Origin of the sequence: Neptuniibacter sp. QD48_11, assembly GCF_047778095.1 — a bacterium.
Lineage (GTDB): Bacteria > Pseudomonadota > Gammaproteobacteria > Pseudomonadales > Balneatricaceae > Neptuniibacter.
Genome location: NZ_CP180551.1, coordinates 2,750,376 through 2,767,053, shown reverse-complemented (window position 1 = coordinate 2,767,053; position 16,678 = coordinate 2,750,376). Strand labels below are relative to the sequence as shown.

Annotated in this window: 15 protein-coding genes; 7 read left to right on the top strand and 8 right to left on the bottom strand. The window is 44.1% G+C overall.

The genetic code is table 11. The features are described from left to right. Positions 1-249 precede the first annotated feature (249 nt). Complete coding sequence (locus tag ACMXYU_RS12875; protein ID WP_415899000.1) at positions 250-1,215, bottom strand: ABC transporter substrate-binding protein; 966 nt, start codon at positions 1,213-1,215, stop codon at positions 250-252. Positions 1,216-1,456: 241 nt separating this feature from the next. Between ACMXYU_RS12875 and ACMXYU_RS12870 the strand changes: the two genes are divergently transcribed. Next, positions 1,457-2,671, top strand: a complete 1,215-nt coding sequence (locus tag ACMXYU_RS12870) for an alpha/beta fold hydrolase (protein WP_415898999.1) — start codon at positions 1,457-1,459, stop codon at positions 2,669-2,671. 72 nt (positions 2,672-2,743) lie between these two features. On the opposite strand, the gene ACMXYU_RS12865 is transcribed toward ACMXYU_RS12870, so the two are convergent. Continuing rightward, on the bottom strand, positions 2,744-3,340 hold the full coding sequence (locus ACMXYU_RS12865; RefSeq protein ID WP_415898998.1) for a pyridoxamine 5'-phosphate oxidase family protein: 597 nt from the start codon (positions 3,338-3,340) through the stop codon (positions 2,744-2,746). Between the two features lie 112 nt (positions 3,341-3,452). On the opposite strand from ACMXYU_RS12865, the gene ACMXYU_RS12860 reads away from it, so the two are divergent. Both ACMXYU_RS12860 and ACMXYU_RS12855 read left to right on the top strand, forming a co-directional pair. Next, the gene (locus tag ACMXYU_RS12860; protein ID WP_415898997.1) at positions 3,453-4,898 is read left to right on the top strand and encodes a PLP-dependent aminotransferase family protein; all 1,446 of its coding nucleotides are present in this window, start codon (positions 3,453-3,455) and stop codon (positions 4,896-4,898) included. Positions 4,899-4,934: 36 nt separating this feature from the next. Next, positions 4,935-6,224 (top strand): DEAD/DEAH box helicase, encoded by a 1,290-nt coding sequence (locus tag ACMXYU_RS12855; RefSeq protein WP_415898996.1) that lies wholly within the window; start codon positions 4,935-4,937, stop codon positions 6,222-6,224. On the opposite strand, the gene ACMXYU_RS12850 is transcribed toward ACMXYU_RS12855, so the two are convergent. After that, complete coding sequence (locus ACMXYU_RS12850) at positions 6,225-6,665, bottom strand: BLUF domain-containing protein (RefSeq protein ID WP_415898995.1); 441 nt, start codon at positions 6,663-6,665, stop codon at positions 6,225-6,227. A 200-nt stretch (positions 6,666-6,865) separates the two neighbouring features. Between ACMXYU_RS12850 and ACMXYU_RS12845 the strand changes: the two genes are divergently transcribed. Further along, a complete protein-coding gene (locus ACMXYU_RS12845) occupies positions 6,866-7,045 on the top strand; it encodes a PCP reductase family protein (protein WP_415882098.1) in 180 nt (59 codons plus the stop codon). 379 nt (positions 7,046-7,424) lie between these two features. Here the strand turns inward: ACMXYU_RS12845 and cysG are convergent, their stop codons facing one another. The 5 genes from cysG to ACMXYU_RS12820 all read right to left on the bottom strand — a co-directional run bounded on the left by cysG (position 7,425) and on the right by ACMXYU_RS12820 (position 12,909). Further along, positions 7,425-8,849 carry a siroheme synthase CysG gene (gene cysG, locus ACMXYU_RS12840; RefSeq protein ID WP_415898994.1) on the bottom strand — a complete coding sequence of 475 codons (1,425 nt, stop codon included), beginning with the start codon at positions 8,847-8,849 and terminating at the stop codon, positions 7,425-7,427. 356 nt (positions 8,850-9,205) lie between these two features. Beyond that, positions 9,206-9,928 (bottom strand): phosphoadenylyl-sulfate reductase, encoded by a 723-nt coding sequence (locus ACMXYU_RS12835; RefSeq protein ID WP_415898993.1) that lies wholly within the window; start codon positions 9,926-9,928, stop codon positions 9,206-9,208. 26 nt (positions 9,929-9,954) lie between these two features. Next, positions 9,955-10,428: a DUF934 domain-containing protein gene (locus ACMXYU_RS12830; protein ID WP_415898992.1), complete on the bottom strand. Its 474-nt coding sequence runs from the start codon at positions 10,426-10,428 to the stop codon at positions 9,955-9,957. After that, the gene (locus ACMXYU_RS12825) at positions 10,412-12,070 is read right to left on the bottom strand and encodes a nitrite/sulfite reductase (protein ID WP_415898991.1); all 1,659 of its coding nucleotides are present in this window, start codon (positions 12,068-12,070) and stop codon (positions 10,412-10,414) included. Before ACMXYU_RS12825 ends, ACMXYU_RS12830 begins: the two co-directional genes overlap by 17 nt. Positions 12,071-12,123: 53 nt before the next feature. Beyond that, positions 12,124-12,909 carry a sulfite exporter TauE/SafE family protein gene (locus ACMXYU_RS12820; protein ID WP_415889003.1) on the bottom strand — a complete coding sequence of 262 codons (786 nt, stop codon included), beginning with the start codon at positions 12,907-12,909 and terminating at the stop codon, positions 12,124-12,126. A gap of 317 nt (positions 12,910-13,226) precedes the next feature. On the opposite strand from ACMXYU_RS12820, the gene cysD reads away from it, so the two are divergent. The 3 genes from cysD to rsxA all read left to right on the top strand — a co-directional run bounded on the left by cysD (position 13,227) and on the right by rsxA (position 16,671). Continuing rightward, entirely contained in the window at positions 13,227-14,144 is a 918-nt protein-coding gene (cysD, locus tag ACMXYU_RS12815) for a sulfate adenylyltransferase subunit CysD (protein ID WP_415885517.1), read from the top strand. Positions 14,145-14,265: 121 nt separating this feature from the next. Continuing rightward, a complete protein-coding gene (gene cysN / locus ACMXYU_RS12810; protein ID WP_415898990.1) occupies positions 14,266-15,936 on the top strand; it encodes a sulfate adenylyltransferase subunit CysN in 1,671 nt (556 codons plus the stop codon). A 153-nt stretch (positions 15,937-16,089) separates the two neighbouring features. Further along, on the top strand, positions 16,090-16,671 hold the full coding sequence (rsxA, locus tag ACMXYU_RS12805; RefSeq protein ID WP_415882090.1) for an electron transport complex subunit RsxA: 582 nt from the start codon (positions 16,090-16,092) through the stop codon (positions 16,669-16,671). Positions 16,672-16,678 lie beyond the last annotated feature (7 nt).

Sequence of the window (16,678 nt, the reverse complement as noted above, 5' to 3'; positions counted from 1 at the left end):
TTTGGTTGTTGTGAGCTAGCTAAAGCTCTTTCTTTTAGATCGATCTACTTTGTTCTGTGCTTACAGCTCTAACTAAAGTCGATAGAGAAAAGTTTCCCTCACCAAGTAGCATGATTGCTGGCTTCCACCTAGGCATAGCATTGCTCATTCATACCCACCATCGCTTCCATAAAAGCCTGCAATTCTGCTGATAAGGTTAAATACAAGGCATAAGCCTGTTATGAGTACAATGGAGGCTGATAGGCAGTTTTACTCCAACCACTCAACTTGTTTATAAACATCAGAGGGTAACTCCAGCTGCCATCTTTCTAATTCAGAATTTGAAAATAGATATCGCCCTTTCTTTGGGGTAACGATAGAAGGATTAGGGAAACGCTCTTCTCTAAGGTAATGATTGACTATATCTGCACTGGATCTGCCTTGATCGGCCCCCGATAAAACGAGGCCGCCGACAGCTTTGCCTTTACCGATCGAGTATCCCCAAAATCCAAATAAGGGGATTTGTGTGTGTTGGCTACTCCAGCGGCTCGTTACATCTAGCTCTACCGCGATTCCTTTGTTATCTAACAGTTTTGCGTAATTGGCGATAATGATCAGGTCGTAGCCTTTAGCTTTGCTTTGTTCAATCTCAGCTTGCCATTCCAGAAGGTGTTTTAAGCGTCTGACATTGACTTGTACGCCTGCAATCTCTTGACGCATCTTAGAATCGAAAGATGTGTTAATAATAGCTGTAGTTGTAGGGCCATCATCCATCAATACTAGGATTCTTCTTAATTTAGGCACTATGCGTGTAAGCTCCGCTACGGAACGTTTTAAAAGAGGGCGCTCTAGTACTCCTGCAAGGTTAGTTGTGAGTGGAAGAACAAGCCTTGGATTACCATTTATCCCTAGAAAAACAACCTTATACCCTTGTTGAAGCGCAGGTTTGCCAACTAAGCGAAGAGCGTTGTCATCTGATACAACCACCACTTTCGGTTTTTTTTGTTGGATAAGTTGGATTGCCTCGTTTGCTTTCGTTTGAAAATCTCGTTGCGGGATACGTTTAGTATCCATTTGGTAGTCTTCTAAACTTGTGGTGTCTAAGCGATCTTTGAACGCGGTGTAGTATTCCTGAACCCAAGGGTAGGCATGGTGATAGCTATGCACAAAAAATACATCGAGAGAATATGCCGGTAAGCAAAAACAACAAAGTAAGATCCCTGTAAATAGCTTCATCTCTGACTCATCTGCCTGCTAGTGTTATTTTCAATATAGGCAGGTATCCAACAGCATTCCATTTAGCTATTACTATTTAATAGTGAGCTTTTCTGAGTCTCTTTAGCCTAAGTGCTTGAACAATCTTTAAAACCTTCGGTCATAAATCTTACCTATCCAATCTATAGAGAGAAGCAAATGGAGCTTGTTGAATGCTTGATGAATACTGTGTCTATATTGGTTGAGTTTGTGAGGAATGAACATGAAAACAGAGCGTTTAGAATTTAAGGGCTACGATGGATCAGTGCTTGCGGCTCGTTTGGATCTACCCGTTGGCAAACCCGCTGCTTATGCATTGTTTGCGCACTGTTTTACCTGTTCCAAAGATATACCAGCAGCTAGGCGAATAGCTCAACGTCTAGCATCATTGGGGATAGCTGTTCTTCGTTTTGATTTTACTGGGTTGGGGCATTCGGATGGGGAATTTGCCAATACCGGATTTAGTTCTAACGTTGCCGATTTAGCATTAGCGGCTGACTATTTAAGAGAAAACTATCAGGCACCGCAATTGTTGATAGGTCACTCCCTGGGCGGCGCTGCCGTTTTGGCTGCGGCAGATAGAATAGGAGAGGCGAAAGCTGTTGTTACGATTGGTGCTCCAGCTGAACCGGAACATGTTATTCATAATTTTGGTGATCATGTAAATACAATCTGTAACCAAGGTTCGGCAGAAGTGGAGCTGGGTGGTAGGGCTTTTACCATTCGCCGTGAGTTTATTGAAGATATCTCAGATGTATCTTTAGAGACTAAGGTTAAGCATCTGAAAAAAGCGCTACTGGTCCTGCATGCCCCATTGGATGAAACCGTGAGTTTGGATAATGCCGCGCGTTTATTTCAAATGGCTAAACATCCAAAGAGTTTTATTACGCTGGATAATGCTGATCATCTGCTTACGCGTGTTGAGGATGCAGAGTATACCGCTGAAGTGATTTCAACTTGGGTGCAGCGTTATATAGACGTTGAACTGTTACCAAAACAGATGAATGCCCCTGAAGGTGTTGTTCGGGTAAGTGAAGCTGATCCGGACAGTTTTACTCAGGATATCAGCGCAGCAGGTCACCATATAATTGCAGATGAGCCGGTGAGTTACGATGGCAATTATCTCGGCTCCACACCTTACCAATTAGTTGCTGCTGGTTTAGGTGCTTGTACCTCAATGACGATTCGTATGTATGCGCGTCATAAAAAGTTGCCTCTAGAGCATGTGCAGGTAGATGTGACTCATGACAAAATCCATGCAGAGGATTGTTCTAGCTGTGAACAATCTGGAGGCAAAGTAGATCAGTTTGTGAGGCGTATAACGCTGACCGGTGACTTATCTGAGGAAGAACGGCAACGTTTACTGGATATTGCAGATCGATGCCCCGTTCATAAGACCTTGGAAGGTGAGATCAATATTAAGACCGCGTTGTCTTAGCTATTCAAATGGCTAGCTAGGTAAATAAAGGTTTTACAGCATATCGCTGTAAAACCTTTCATTGAGAGCAGCTTATTCGAAAATAATTTCATCGAATACATGGCGGATTGGTTGAACACCCGCCCAAACATCCAATTCCATATCTTCCGGTTCATCCACAGGTGCTCCGGTTCTAACTTTCGCTGAAACCTGTTCGATTTTAAACTCCAAAACCGCAGTCGCTTTGAGTTCTACATCATTCGCGGGTCTCGCTTCTTGTGACCTTCCGGTTTTAACCTTTTCTAGCATTAAGTCCAACTGTCGGCGCTTTTCCTGTTCTTCTTCGATCAGTTTGGCCTTGCCATACATGATCACACTGCGAAAGTTGACTGAATGGTGGAAAGCAGAACGCGCAAACACTAAGCCATCCAGAAGGGTAATCCCTATTGCTGCTTCCTCTCCGGCGAGTAATGCTTGGAACAAACCATTTTTACTTGAACCGTGAATATAGAGGTAATCGCCTTCACGCCAATGCAGTGTTGGTTGAATCATAGTTTGATCGCGCCAATTACATGAAACATGGCAGACAAGCGCTTCATCCATGATCTGATAAATTGTTTCTTTATCATAGGTCGCTTTTTTCAACCCGCGTTTAACCTTTGTTTTTGGTGTAGGGGTAAAGTGACTCATCTGCTTGTCCTCCTCATATATATGGATTGATTGGTTTAGATGGTGGAAGAGTAATGGTTATAATTGGTTTGTATAAGATCCAATATTTGTATATTCAATGGGCCCAATTTTGTTGAGTGCGCAGCTGCTAAACATTCTTAAGTCCCCTAAAAGCGTTGATGAGGGGGCTCGTTATCAGGTTATTTTTAAACGTCTGCAGTTGGCTATTTTGCAGGGGGCGCTGGTGGGTGGTACTCGTTTACCTGCAACGCGAGAGTTATCGAGCGCGCTTGGCGTTGCCCGCAATACAGTTAAAACGGCCTATGAAATGTTAGTTGCCGAGGGTTATGTTGAAACGGTGACGGGTTCAGGGAGTTATGTCGCTCACTTGCCTGAGTCAGTGTTGAGAAATAAGCCTTCGAAAACTAAGCAAAACCCCGGTTTGTCGGTTTCGGAATATGCAAAGCAATTCTTAGGTTTTACGCCTTTAAATCCAGATACGCGCAAGTTACTGCAACCGGGAATACCTGCAGTCGACCAGTTTCCGATAGAACAATGGAAGCGCTGTTTAGCGAGAGCGGCATCGTTTAAGTCATTAGACTCATCGCCTCCCGCAGGTGATTTAAGATTGCGGGAGCAGATCTCAAAATATCTATTGCGGCATAGAGGCATCGAAGCAAAACCGGATCAAATTTTGGTGACCTCAGGTTCCCAGCAAGCAATCTATATGGTTGCTCAGTTATTAACTAATTCTGGTGATCAGGTGGTGGTCGAAACTCCAGGGTTCCCTGGGATATCAGGTGCTTTCAAAGCAGCGGGGTGCAAGATTGATACGGTTCAGTTTCCTCTAATTGATGCGCTAACACAGAAGGCTGCGTTATTGAGTTTGACGCCTTCACGTAACTTTCCTTTAGGGCATACGATATCGCTTGCTGAAAGGTTAGAGGTTATTCGATGGGCTGAAACGGAAGGCGCTTGGATTTTAGAGGATGATTACGATTCAGAATTTTCCAATGGTCATCCGGTCTCTTCACTGTTTGCAATCAGCGATTATCAAAGGGTGATCTATACCGGGACTTTTAGTCGATCAATGTTTCCTGCAATACGTTTAGGCTATGTAGTACTACCTGAACTTTTAGTGCCTTTATTTAATCGAGCGCGGCGCTATATGGATGGTGGATTATCCGGCGTTACTCAAGTGGCCATGGCTGAGTTTATGGAGCAAGGATTTTTTGCACGGCATATTAAAAAGATGAGCGGGTTGTATCAGAAACGGCTTAATGTTCTATCTCAAGAGGTCAAAGCTAGCCGTTTGTCTGGCTTGCCTATTTTGGGCGCTGAAGGAGGAATGCATCTGGTACTGGGTTTGCCAAATGAGATAGAAGACAAGCGACTGGTCGAGCAGTTAAAAGCAGATGGTTTGGGTGTAAGAGCACTATCGGGCTATACCCAAGAGGGGCCGAAACTGAATGGATTGGTAATCGGATACTGTGCTGAGTCGGAAGAACAAATTAGACAAGGTATTCAGTTAATCGGTAAACATTACAAAAATGTTCGGAGCCACTCTAAGTTAGGTTAAAATGAATAGCTTATAACTTGCGAGTACTTTGTTGCGATGACTACCCCTGCTTTCTCTGATTTAAATTTATGCCCTGAACTGCTGTCTGGTTTGGAAAAGCTCGGGTATACCCAGCCAACACCAATTCAAGCTAAAGCAATCCCTTTAGTGTTAAAAGGTGAAGATTTACTAGCGGAAGCGCAAACGGGTACAGGTAAAACGGCTAGCTTCGCTCTACCTATCATCGAGAAGTTAAGTAAAACACCGCCGCAACAAAACTATCGTCAAGTTAGAGCACTGGTTTTAGCACCTACGCGTGAATTGGCCATTCAAGTGGCAGATAATACGCTGGAGTATGGTCGTGCTCTAAGTATGCGTGTGATGTCTATCTATGGCGGCGTGCGCTTGGATAACCAGATTCGTAAACTGAAACGCGGTGCAGACATCCTAGTAGCAACTCCGGGGCGGTTGTTAGATCTGTTGCAGCAAAAAGTGATTAACCTCGACCACCTAGAATTTTTAGTCTTGGATGAGGCTGATCGCATGCTTGATTTGGGCTTTATCGATCCCATTCAAAAGATCATGGATTACGCTGCAGAGTCTCGCCAGACACTTTTATTTACTGCTACCGCTGATGAAAGCATCGAAGTACTGGCCGACTTTTACCTCAATAATCCACAGAAGATCAAAGTCTCTCCGCGTAACTCGACTGCAAAGCAGGTCAAACAGATCGCTTATGCCGTGGATAACAGCGATAAGTCCGAGATCCTGAGTTATCTGATTCAGGAAGAGAAGTGGGGCCAAACCCTAGTATTTGCTCGAACTAAAAAGCGCGTTGATGAGCTTGTACAGTATCTGAATAAAGAAGATATCTACGCCGCTGCTATTCATGGCGACAAAACTCAGCGTGAACGAGAGCGCATGTTCAAAGAGTTTTTAAGTGGTGAATTGCATGTTCTGGTTGCTACCGATGTGGCGGCACGAGGCTTGGATATTGAAGCGCTTCCTTATGTCGTGAATTACGACTTACCGAATGTTCCTGAAGCTTATGTGCATCGTATCGGCCGAACAGGTCGAGCGGGGGAAAGTGGTGAAGCGATCTCTTTAGTAGCACCGGCAGAACGAGACTTTCTTAAGCGTATTGAGCAACTGATTAAACAGAAAATTCGACTAAGACCGGTTCCAAGAATCGAGAATGGTAAACGCATAGAGATTGAAGACTTTGCTGATCGGCCAATGAAGAAGCGTCCGGTAAAAGGTAAAAAACAAGTTAAGCGTGAACAAGTAGAAGCTTACCAGCCTGATACATCCAAACGTGCTATTAGACCGGGTTTATTTAAGAAATAATTAGCTTTGTTTCCATTCGGGGAGCGCTTGCATCATCTTAAGGTCATCGATTAAAGCAAGTGCTTTCCAGCCTTCGAGAGGGAAGCGAATATCTCCCTTATCTTCGCCGTATTTTGCTTTTAGTTGCTCGACTTGATCGGTATTAAAGTCGAGTAGACCTAGGCCTTTCATGCCCCACCCTGCAAAAAGCCGGCTGTCGATTATTTCAAAAGAGATAAGTTGAATATTCGTATGCCTTGGATCGTGCACTAATGCCATAAAAAGTTTATTTACAGATTCATAGCGACCTTCAATTACTTGAAGAAAGTTGTGTTGAGATGCCAGTAAGACACCTGTTATCTCATTTGTTTCGTTATTTTTCTCGCTTTGGTGCAGAATGTTGCGGACTTGCTCCCAATCCATTTTGCTAATGGGTTCACTTTTGTAGATGAGGCGGTACATATAAAGCTCCACGTAATCTCTGCACTTAGTGACAGGAAGGATTATTTCCCTGTACGGATCTATTGATACATCTACAGCATAGTTCTTTTCTAACTGTGGAAAAGTAAATTGCTGAGTAAAACCCAACAGACACTGTCTGTTTTCTGTTCAGGGCAGAGTGCGTATAATGTCCGCCTTTAATTCTTAATTGGTAAAAAGTAATGTCAGGCAAACTAGAGTGGGACGAAGCTGCGAAACAGCGTGTAGATGCAGCACCTTTCTTTGTACGTAAACTAATTCGTCATAAGGTAGAGAAGGCTGCTCGTCAGCAAGGCCTAGAGCGTATCACTGAAGAGTTGCTTGATAAGGTCAAGAAAAAGCAGATGGATAGCCAAAAGTAAGCGGTTAGCCTCAATAAAAGCGGTTGACCATGCTATTGCTCAACCGCTTATCTCAAAGCAGGTTATTCTGCCTGTGATCAAACTTTCTTCCTTCTATGTGTTTTTATCCCCTTGATAACCTTAGTCAGTGATAGCCCCGTCTCTCTGATAAATATCAGTGCAGATTTCCGTTTGTAATTTACTCACAATGTCGTTTATCTGGTTGAATAATAGCTAAGAAAGTGATGTTGTTTGTAAAGTGTTTAGAAAAGCAGCATTTGCTTTGAGGCTAGGTATATCGAGGGCTCTAGTGATCTAAACCAAAGATATCCACGGGTTGTAAATAGAGTTACCCCCAGAATTTGGGGGTAACTGGTTTGATCGTATTTCCTATAGAAGATTAAGGTTCGGCTTTAACTGGTGTTAGGTTTTGAGCTAATACTTCTTCGCCAAACCAGCTTAGGTTTTCATGTAGTTCAACCACCTCGCCCACGATGATCAGTGCAGGGGCTGGGAGTTTAGCTTCTTCTTGTAGCTGAGGTAGTGTTTCTAAAGTACCTGTTAGTACTTTTTGATCTGCCGATGTCCCACGGGAGATGATTGCTGCAGGTGTAGATGATGGTTTGCCATGTTCAATCATCTTGGCGGCGAGCTGAGGCAGGGTATGTAGGCCCATGTAAAAGACAACGGTTTGGTTGGGATGAACCAACTCGTTAAAGTTCAGATCGGTCGTGCGGTTTTTAAGCTGCCCAGTTACAAATTTAACCGACTGTGCATAGTTCCTGTGCGTCAGCGGGATGCCCGCAAAAGTTGAACAAGCACTAGCTGCTGTGATGCCTGGCACCACTTGGAAAGGGATATTATGTTCTTTAAGGGTTTGAAGCTCTTCGCCACCGCGACCAAAGATAAAGGGATCACCGCCTTTTAGACGAACAACTCGTTGCCCTAGTTTTGCATGTTTCACTAGAAGCTCATTGATACCTTCTTGCGGAACAGCATGGTTATCACGCTTTTTACCCACAAAAATCAGATCGGCATCGCGACGACAAAGGTCTAGCACTTCGGGGGAGACAAGCGCATCGTAGAGGACGACATCGGCTTGTTGCATCAGACGTAGTGCTTTAAATGTTAATAACTCCGGATCACCTGGACCGCCACCGACAAGGTAAACTTCGCCTACCTGATGCTCAGGATCTTCGTTTGCGAGTTTGTCAGCTATCATTTTTGCCGCTTCTTCATCCCGCCCAGCGAATACTTTTTCGGCTATTTGGCCTTGTAGTACGTTTTCCCAGAAAACACGTCGATGATTTACGGTGCTGAAAGTCTGTTTTACCTGATCGCGGAAATGGTTCGCGATGCTTGCAAGTTTACCGTAAGACTTTGGAATCCATGTTTCCAAACGGGCTCTAAGTAGACGAGCAAGAACCGGAGCACTACCACCTGAAGAGATACCAATAACCACCGGGGAGCGATCCACAATAGCTGGGAATACAAAGGTGCAAAGTTTCGGGCTATCAACAACATTCACCGGAATATTCTTTTCGACAGCGTCGAAGTGAACACGCTCGTTAAGGGGGTTATCATCCGTTGCAGCGATGACTAATATTTTGTCATCTAGCAGGGCCGCGTGATATTCGCCGATAATTGCGGTTCCTTGGTTTTCATCTAAAAGATCTTGGAGATCGTCACTTACCTTATGGGAGATGACGGTGACATGAGCGCCCGCTCTGCAAAGTAATTTAGCTTTACGTAAGGCTATATTTCCTCCACCTACAAGCAAGACTTTCTGATTGGTCAGCTTAAAAAATAGCGGTAGGTAATCCACAAAATCTCTCCAGAAAATGACTCAGGTTTTATCTGCCTGAGAGGTCGGTTGTCGTTATTTATGAATAAGTTATGCAACCTATATGCCTAAGAATGATTGGTTTAATAGCTATCTATTTAAAGCCAAGTGCATAGCTATACAGAGCTGCAACCAACCGTATTTATATCTATTAGTTTACCAGTAGATTTAAGTTTTGGGCGTATAGAAAGGGAGTTAATTCACCGAATTGGGGCGTGCATATTTTCGGTGCTTAAAAATGGTGCGTCTTAGAATTAAGATGATCCTGCACCAAACAGATCTACTGAATGGCGCAGGGGGATCTCCTGTACGAGAAAGCGTCCTGCTCTCTCTAGGTATTACTTTTTGAAATTTAGCGGCGTTGCTGGGTGTAAACCGCATTCACGGTTTTCTGGGTTTTCCCACCACCAGCGGCCAGAACGTACATCTTCACCCATAGAGATCGCGCGTGTGCATGGTGCACAACCGATGCTTGGATAGTGTTTGTCATGTAGTTCGTTGTAAGGAACATCATTAGCTTTGATGTATGCCCAAACCTCTTTCTCTGACCAATCCGCCAGAGGATTTAGCTTGTGCATATTGTTACCTTCATCCCACTCTTCGAACTGGATCTCGTCACGAGTGACTGACTGTTCGCGGCGAAGGCCTGTAATCCAAGCTTTGTTGCCAGAAAGTGCACGCTTTAGTGGCTTGATTTTACGAACAAAGCAGCAGCCTTTACGTAGTTCTTGTGACTCGTAAAATGCATTAACACCGTTCTCTGCAACATAAGCTTCAACGTCCGCACCCTCTGGGTAGTAAACGTTAAATGTTACATTAGGATATTGTTTTTGCACGTCCGCAAGAAGCTTAAGTGTTTCTTCTGGCAGGCGGCCTGTGTCCAATACAAAGTTGCTGATCTCAGGGCAGAATTTGCTGATCAGATCAGCAATAACTACGTCCTCAGCACCTAGGCTGTTTGCGAAGACTAGGGATCCCTCGTGATCCTGATAGCCTTTTTTTAGTAGAGCTGCAACGGCTTCAACCTTTGCTTGTAGCTCTGCAGTAATTTGCTCACTCATAAATAGGACCTCACCGTCACTATTAATTACTGGTGATAAACTGCGCGAACTTTATCCGCAGCGCTTTGGTAATAGTTGCTCATCTCATCGAAGGACTTAAGCATTTCAGGCTTAAATACGTCATCAGCAACTTCAATAGCTGTAAAGCCACAACGCTCTAGATAAGCAAAACGGTCTTGGCCAATATCACCCGTTGCACGGATTTCACCTTTATACTCAGCGCGAACAAGTAAGCGTGCAATACTAAATCCACGGCCGTCACGGAAAGCAGGGAAGTCGATCGCTACTAGTGGGAATTTGTCTAAGTTCTCAACTAGAAAATCGATATCGTCATCACCATTCACTTTCACAGCTACTTGGCCTTCACGGTTAGTAAGTGCGTCTTGGTTTTCCAAGTAAAGCGCTAGCGGTACGATGATGTCACCCGTTTGATCAAGTGATTCTTCGTTGATCAGAGTCCAGTTGTCAGCAACAACTTCACGATTAATTAGCAGGGGCATATACGTACTCCTTAAATGGTGCAATACCGATACGACGGAATGTATCAATGAAACGTTCGTTCTCAAAGCGCTGTTGAACGTATACTTCCAGCACTTTTTCTAGGGTGTTAGCGACTTCGTCAGAAGCTACAGCACGGCCAATAACCTTACCTAATGCTGCATCAGAACCATCATCACCACCTAGGGTAATTTGGTACCACTCTTCACCTTTCTTATCCACACCCAAAATACCGATGTGACCAACGTGGTGGTGAGAACAAGCGTTCATGCAGCCAGACATGTTCAGTTTCAGATCACCAAGGTCATGAACAAAGTCCATGTCTTCAAATTTCTTGTTGATCTGATCTGCTACACCCAGAGTACGAGCATTAGCTAGAGCACAGAAGTCACCACCCGGGCAAACAGTCATGTCTGTAAGTGTACCGATGTTTGGACGTGCTAGATCTGCATTTGCAAGCACTTCCCATACTGCGTATAGGTCAGCTTTCTTAACATCAGCCAAAACCAAGTTTTGGTTGTGAGTAGCACGAATTTCGCCGAAGCTGAACTTGTCAGCAAGATCAGCTACTAGATCTAGTTGATCAGCAGTGATATCGCCAGCAGGTTTTAGGTATGGTTTTAGCGATACATAAGCGATGCGGTAACCATCTACTTTATGCTCTACAGTGTTACGCTCATACCAAGTGTTGAAATCTTCATTCTCTGCAAGTTTAGCTTCAAGTGAAGTATCTGCAGCAGCTGATGCATCGTAATCGAATGGTTTAAAGAATGCTTTTACGCGCTCGATCTCTTCCATTGGTAGTTTAAGGTCAGTGTCACGAATGTGCGCCCACTCTTCCTCAACTTGCTCGCGGAACTTATCGATACCTACAGCTTGTACCAAAATTTTGATACGTGCTTTGTATTTGTTATCGCGGCGACCATTCATGTTGTAAACACGGATGATAGCTTCTAGGTAAGAAAGTAGATCTTCCTTAGCTAGGAACGGATTGATCTGCTTAGCGATCATAGGAGTACGGCCAAGGCCACCACCTACAAGTACTTCAAAACCAACTTCGCCAGCATCGTTTTTAACGATGTGAAGACCGATATCATGAACTTGTGTTGCTGCACGGTCATTTGCGCAAGAAGAGATCGCAATCTTGAACTTACGAGGTAGATACGCAAATTCAGGGTGAAGTGATGACCACTGACGAATGATTTCACAGTACGGACGAGAATCTTCAATCTCATTTGGGATTACACCTGCGAACTGATCCGTCGTTGTATTACGGATACAGTTACCAGACGTTTGAATCGAGTGCATCTGAACTTCAGCAAGCTCAGCAAGAATATCAGGCACTTCTTCTAGCTTCGGCCAGTTAAACTGCAGGTTAGTACGCGTAGTAAAGTGCGCATAGCCCTTGTCATAAGTACGTGCGATATGAGCCAGTTTACGGAATTGGGTTGAGTTATACATGTTGTATGGACCCGCTACACGCAGCATTGGCGCGTGACGTTGTACATACAAACCGTTCATCAGACGTAGTGCTAGAAAGTCATCTTCTGGCAGTTCGCCTGCTAGGAAGCGGCGAGTCTGATCTCTAAATTGCTCAACACGTTCGTCAACCAGTTTCTGGTCGACAGAGTTATACTGATACATAACTTTTCCCTTGTTGGACCCTTAATCGGGTGCAACACCTCACTTTTCGGGTTTTAACCTGCGATTACGAAGCGCAGACCGATGGCTAATAATATTGAGCCCATAATAGGCTGCATAATTTTTGGTGATAATCGTGTGCCGAGATGGCTACCCACAAATACACCCGGCAAAGAGCCGATTAATAGGTATAGGAGCAGGCTAAGATCGACATTGCCCATTCCATAATGACCTGCGCCTGCAACTGATGTAAGCACTACCGCATGAACTAGGTCGGAACCCACGATGGTTGGCATACTCATACGTGGATACAATAAAATTAAAATAGCTGTACCAAGGGCCCCTGCGCCAACTGACGACAATGTTACCAGACCTCCCAGTAGAATACCCATCAACACCGTAATAGCGGGACGCCATTTTTTTGCGTGGCTTGCTGCTGATGTATGCTGCCATTTCATGGCTTGATTGCGAATTTGATTACGCAAGAATACAGCGATGGACGTTAACACTAATGATACGCCTAGCGTCATGTTCATTATGTGTTCTATTTGTTCTAGTCCATCTAGACCTTTTAGGTAGCTTAGGGTTAGCAAACTGCCAGGAATACTGCCTAGTAATAAAAGAAGAACGACTTTCCACTCGATAAGTTTCTTTCTTGCATAAGAGAAAGTACCGCCGAATTTTGTAACCGCTGCATACAGTAAATCGGTGCTTACAGCTGTAACTGGCGGAATTCCGAATACAACAATCAGGATAGGCGTCATCAAAGCACCACCACCTATACCGGTGAGGCCGACGATAAAGCCAACAACTAATCCTGCAAAACTGTACGCAAGTTCCATAGATAGACCTGTCCAAGAATAAACTGGCGGCATGATAAAGGAGGTTTGTTATAACTCAAAATAATAATTGGGAATCTTGTTATTTCTTTTGGTGATAACGAGAGGTAACAATTTGAAAAGTAATAGATAGGTTATCTTATATAGCTAAAGGCTATAAAAAAGTAATTATATATTCTTTTGCGTTTTATTGAGAGGGCTGCGATAATGCGCCGCATTATAGGATAGCTAGGTATATTAATTCGACCTTTTATGTAGGCTTCTGCGGGAGGTGGTCATGCTTGGTATCCAAACTGTTTATATAAAGAGAGTATTTTCTAATGAGTGCTTTGCCTGAACACCGTTTGACGCACCTTAAGCAGCTTGAAGCTGAAAGTATCCATATCATCCGTGAAGTGGCAGCTGAGTTTGATAACCCAGTTATGCTTTACTCTGTAGGTAAAGATTCAGCGGTAATGCTTCATCTTGCACGTAAAGCGTTTGCGCCAGGTAAACCTCCTTTCCCTCTTTTGCATGTTGATACTACATGGAAATTCAGAGAGATGATTGAATTCCGTGACAAGATGGCAAAAGAAGCGGGTATGGAGCTGCTAGTTCATATCAACCAAGAAGGTGTTGATATGGGGGTAGGTCCGTTTACTCACGGCTCTTCAAAGCACACTGATATCATGAAGACTCAAGCACTTAAGCAGGCTCTAGACAAATACCAGTTTGACGCTGCGTTTGGTGGTGCTCGTCGTGATGAAGAAAAATCTCGTGCGAAAGAGCGTGTATTCTCTTTCCGTGACCAGAATCACCGTTGGGATCCAAAGAGCCAGCGCCCTGAACTATGGAACGTGTTCAACACACGTGTAGATAAAGGTGAAAGTATCCGTGTATTCCCTCTATCTAACTGGACTGAACTGGATATCTGGCAGTATATCTATCTAGAAAATATCTCTATCGTTCCTCTTTACTATTCTGCTAAGCGCCCAGTGGTTGAGCGCGATGGTATGTTGATCATGGTTGATGATGAGCGTATGCCATTGGAAGAGGGCGAAGTGCCAGAAATGAAGAGCGTACGTTTCCGTACTCTTGGCTGCTACCCACTAACAGGTGCAGTGGAATCTGACGCGGCAACTTTGCCGGACATTATTCAGGAGATGTTGCTGACAACGACTTCTGAACGTCAGGGCCGTGCGATCGACCATGATAGTTCTGGTTCGATGGAGAAGAAAAAGATGGAAGGTTATTTCTAGAACTCTACTTAGAAACGTGGCGGTATGAGTTTATAGGCCACACCTTACATCCATATTGAAAAGAATATTCAGCGACAAGCTATCTAAATGACCAGCTTGCCGCTTTCCTAAGGGGAAAAAAATGAGTCACCAAAGCGAACTGATTGAATCTGATATCCAAGCATATCTGCACCAGCACGAGAACAAAGAGCTATTACGTTTTTTGACTTGTGGTAGCGTGGATGACGGCAAATCTACATTGATTGGCCGTCTACTACATGACTCTAAAATGATTTATGAAGATCAGCTTGCTGCTATCCAGAAGGATAATGAGCGTGTTGGTAATGCTGGTGAAGAGCTTGACCTTGCGCTTCTAGTTGATGGTCTTGCAGCAGAGCGTGAGCAAGGTATCACTATCGACGTTGCTTACCGTTACTTCTCTACATCTAAGCGTAAGTTCATTATCGCGGATACTCCGGGCCATGAGCAATACACACGTAACATGGCAACAGGTGCATCTACCTGTGATCTTGCGATCATCCTTATCGATGCACGTCACGGTGTACAGGTTCAGACTAAACGTCACAGCTTTATCGTTTCTCTACTAGGTATTAAGCACACTATTGTTGCTATCAACAAAATGGACCTAGTTGATTTCAGTGAAGAGCGTTTTGAAGAGATCAAAGCTGATTACCTTGAGTTCTCTAAGCAGCTAGATCTGCCTGATATTCAGTTTGTACCGATTTCTGCATTGAAGGGTGATAACGTTGTAACACCTTCTGAACCAATGAGCTGGTTTAAAGGCGAGCCATTGATGGAAACACTGGAAACAGTTGAGCTGGCTAACGACCAAAACTTCGATAGCTTACGTTTTCCTGTGCAGTACGTTAACCGTCCTAACCTAGACTTCCGCGGTTACTGCGGTACTTTGACTTCCGGCATCGTTCGCCCAGGCGACGAAGTAACTGTGCTGCCTTCTGGTAAATCCAGCAAGGTTAAGTCGATTGTTACTTACGAAGGTGAAATTGAAGAAGCATTTCCACCAATGGCAGTAACGCTAACTTTGGAAGATGAGATTGATATCTCTCGTGGCGATATTCTTGTTCACAGCAACGATGTTCCAGAAACAACAAACCGTTTTGACTCCATGGTCGTATGGATGTCTGAGGAACCTTTGCAGAAAGGTCGTCAGTACGAAGTTAAACTGAACACTACGCGTATTGCTGGTGGTATCAGTAACGTTCGTCACCGTGTAGACGTTAATACCCTAGAACAGTCTGCTGCTGACTCTCTAGAGCTAAACGAAATCGCACGTTGTGAGATTACTCTAGAGCGTCCAGTTGTTGCTGATGATTACCGTGCTCACCATGGTACAGGTTCTTTCATCATCGTTGATCGTCTAACTAATGCAACTGTTGCTGCGGGTATGATCATCGAGGGTGGTGATGAGCAGACTGATCTGGAATCTAAGCTAGTTAGTGCTTCTGCAGTTACAACATCTGATCGTACAATTCGTTTCGGTCAGCAGGCTGCTACAGCGACTATCGCTGGTGGTAGTGCTGAACAGCGTCAAACACTATTGTTTAGCCTAGAGTCAGTATTGTTCGAACAAGGTCGTGCAGTTGTAGCGCTTAACGCTGAACAACTTCAGGGCGGTGCTCAGAATGCGTCTGCTGTTCTAAATCAAGCAGGTCTTATTTCTCTGCTTGAAACTGACGATGCAGTTGAAGGTGCAGTTGCGTTGAACGTTGATCAACTTCAGGGGTCTACTGACGTTGAGAAACTAGCAAGCGCACTAGAGCTATTGAAATAAAAGACCATTCTCGAATGGAAAAACCGGGAGCTTGATCTCCCGGTTTATTGTTTTAAATCAGAATATCGCTATACCGAAACCTTATAAGAGATAGTAAGATTAGATTTTACTAATTTTCTTTTAGGGGTAGGTTTCGATAGCTATACGGATCTTATGACAGAATATCTTCTGATTGTTATCAGCACTGTGCTGGTAAACAACTTTGTACTGGTTCAATTCCTTGGATTGTGTCCATTTATGGGGGTTTCCAATAAGCTGGAAACCGCGATGGGTATGTCCTTGGCGACCACGTTTGTACTGACTCTGTCGTCCGTATGTAGTTATCTTGCGTACACATATCTCCTGCAGCCTCTTGCGTTAGAGTATCTGCAAACGATTACATTTATCTTAGTGATAGCGGTTGTTGTACAGTTCACTGAGATGGTTGTTCGTAAAACCAGCCCGCTTTTGTACAAAGTGTTAGGTATCTTCTTGCCGTTGATTACCACTAACTGTGCAGTTCTAGGGGTTGCGTTACTAAATATCAAAAAGCTGAATGGCTTTATTGATTCTATTGTTTACGGTTTTGGCGCTGCAATCGGCTTCTCACTTGCTTTGATTCTTTTCTCTGCAATGCGTGAGCGTATTGCGGTGGCTGATGTCCCTATGCCATTTCAGGGGGCTGCGATCGGTATGGTGACTGCTGGTCTGATGTCCTTGGCATTTATGGGCTTCACCGGTCTGGTACAGATTTAGGAGCCGA

Excerpts from the sequence above, each read along its gene's own strand:
- rsxA (WP_415882090.1), top strand. The coding sequence starts at position 16,090 with ATGACAGAATATCTTCTGATTGTTATCAGCACTGTGCTGGTAAACAAC.
- ACMXYU_RS12875 (WP_415899000.1), bottom strand. The coding sequence starts at position 1,215 with ATGAAGCTATTTACAGGGATCTTACTTTGTTGTTTTTGCTTACCGGCA.
- ACMXYU_RS12850 (WP_415898995.1), bottom strand. The coding sequence starts at position 6,665 with ATGTACCGCCTCATCTACAAAAGTGAACCCATTAGCAAAATGGATTGG.
- ACMXYU_RS12870 (WP_415898999.1), top strand. The coding sequence starts at position 1,457 with ATGAAAACAGAGCGTTTAGAATTTAAGGGCTACGATGGATCAGTGCTT.
- ACMXYU_RS12835 (WP_415898993.1), bottom strand. The coding sequence starts at position 9,928 with ATGAGTGAGCAAATTACTGCAGAGCTACAAGCAAAGGTTGAAGCCGTT.
- ACMXYU_RS12855 (WP_415898996.1), top strand. The coding sequence starts at position 4,935 with ATGACTACCCCTGCTTTCTCTGATTTAAATTTATGCCCTGAACTGCTG.
- ACMXYU_RS12820 (WP_415889003.1), bottom strand. The coding sequence starts at position 12,909 with ATGGAACTTGCGTACAGTTTTGCAGGATTAGTTGTTGGCTTTATCGTC.
- ACMXYU_RS12845 (WP_415882098.1), top strand. The coding sequence starts at position 6,866 with ATGTCAGGCAAACTAGAGTGGGACGAAGCTGCGAAACAGCGTGTAGAT.
- ACMXYU_RS12830 (WP_415898992.1), bottom strand. The coding sequence starts at position 10,428 with ATGCCCCTGCTAATTAATCGTGAAGTTGTTGCTGACAACTGGACTCTG.
- ACMXYU_RS12825 (WP_415898991.1), bottom strand. The coding sequence starts at position 12,070 with ATGTATCAGTATAACTCTGTCGACCAGAAACTGGTTGACGAACGTGTT.
- cysD (WP_415885517.1), top strand. The coding sequence starts at position 13,227 with ATGAGTGCTTTGCCTGAACACCGTTTGACGCACCTTAAGCAGCTTGAA.
- cysN (WP_415898990.1), top strand. The coding sequence starts at position 14,266 with ATGAGTCACCAAAGCGAACTGATTGAATCTGATATCCAAGCATATCTG.
- ACMXYU_RS12865 (WP_415898998.1), bottom strand. The coding sequence starts at position 3,340 with ATGAGTCACTTTACCCCTACACCAAAAACAAAGGTTAAACGCGGGTTG.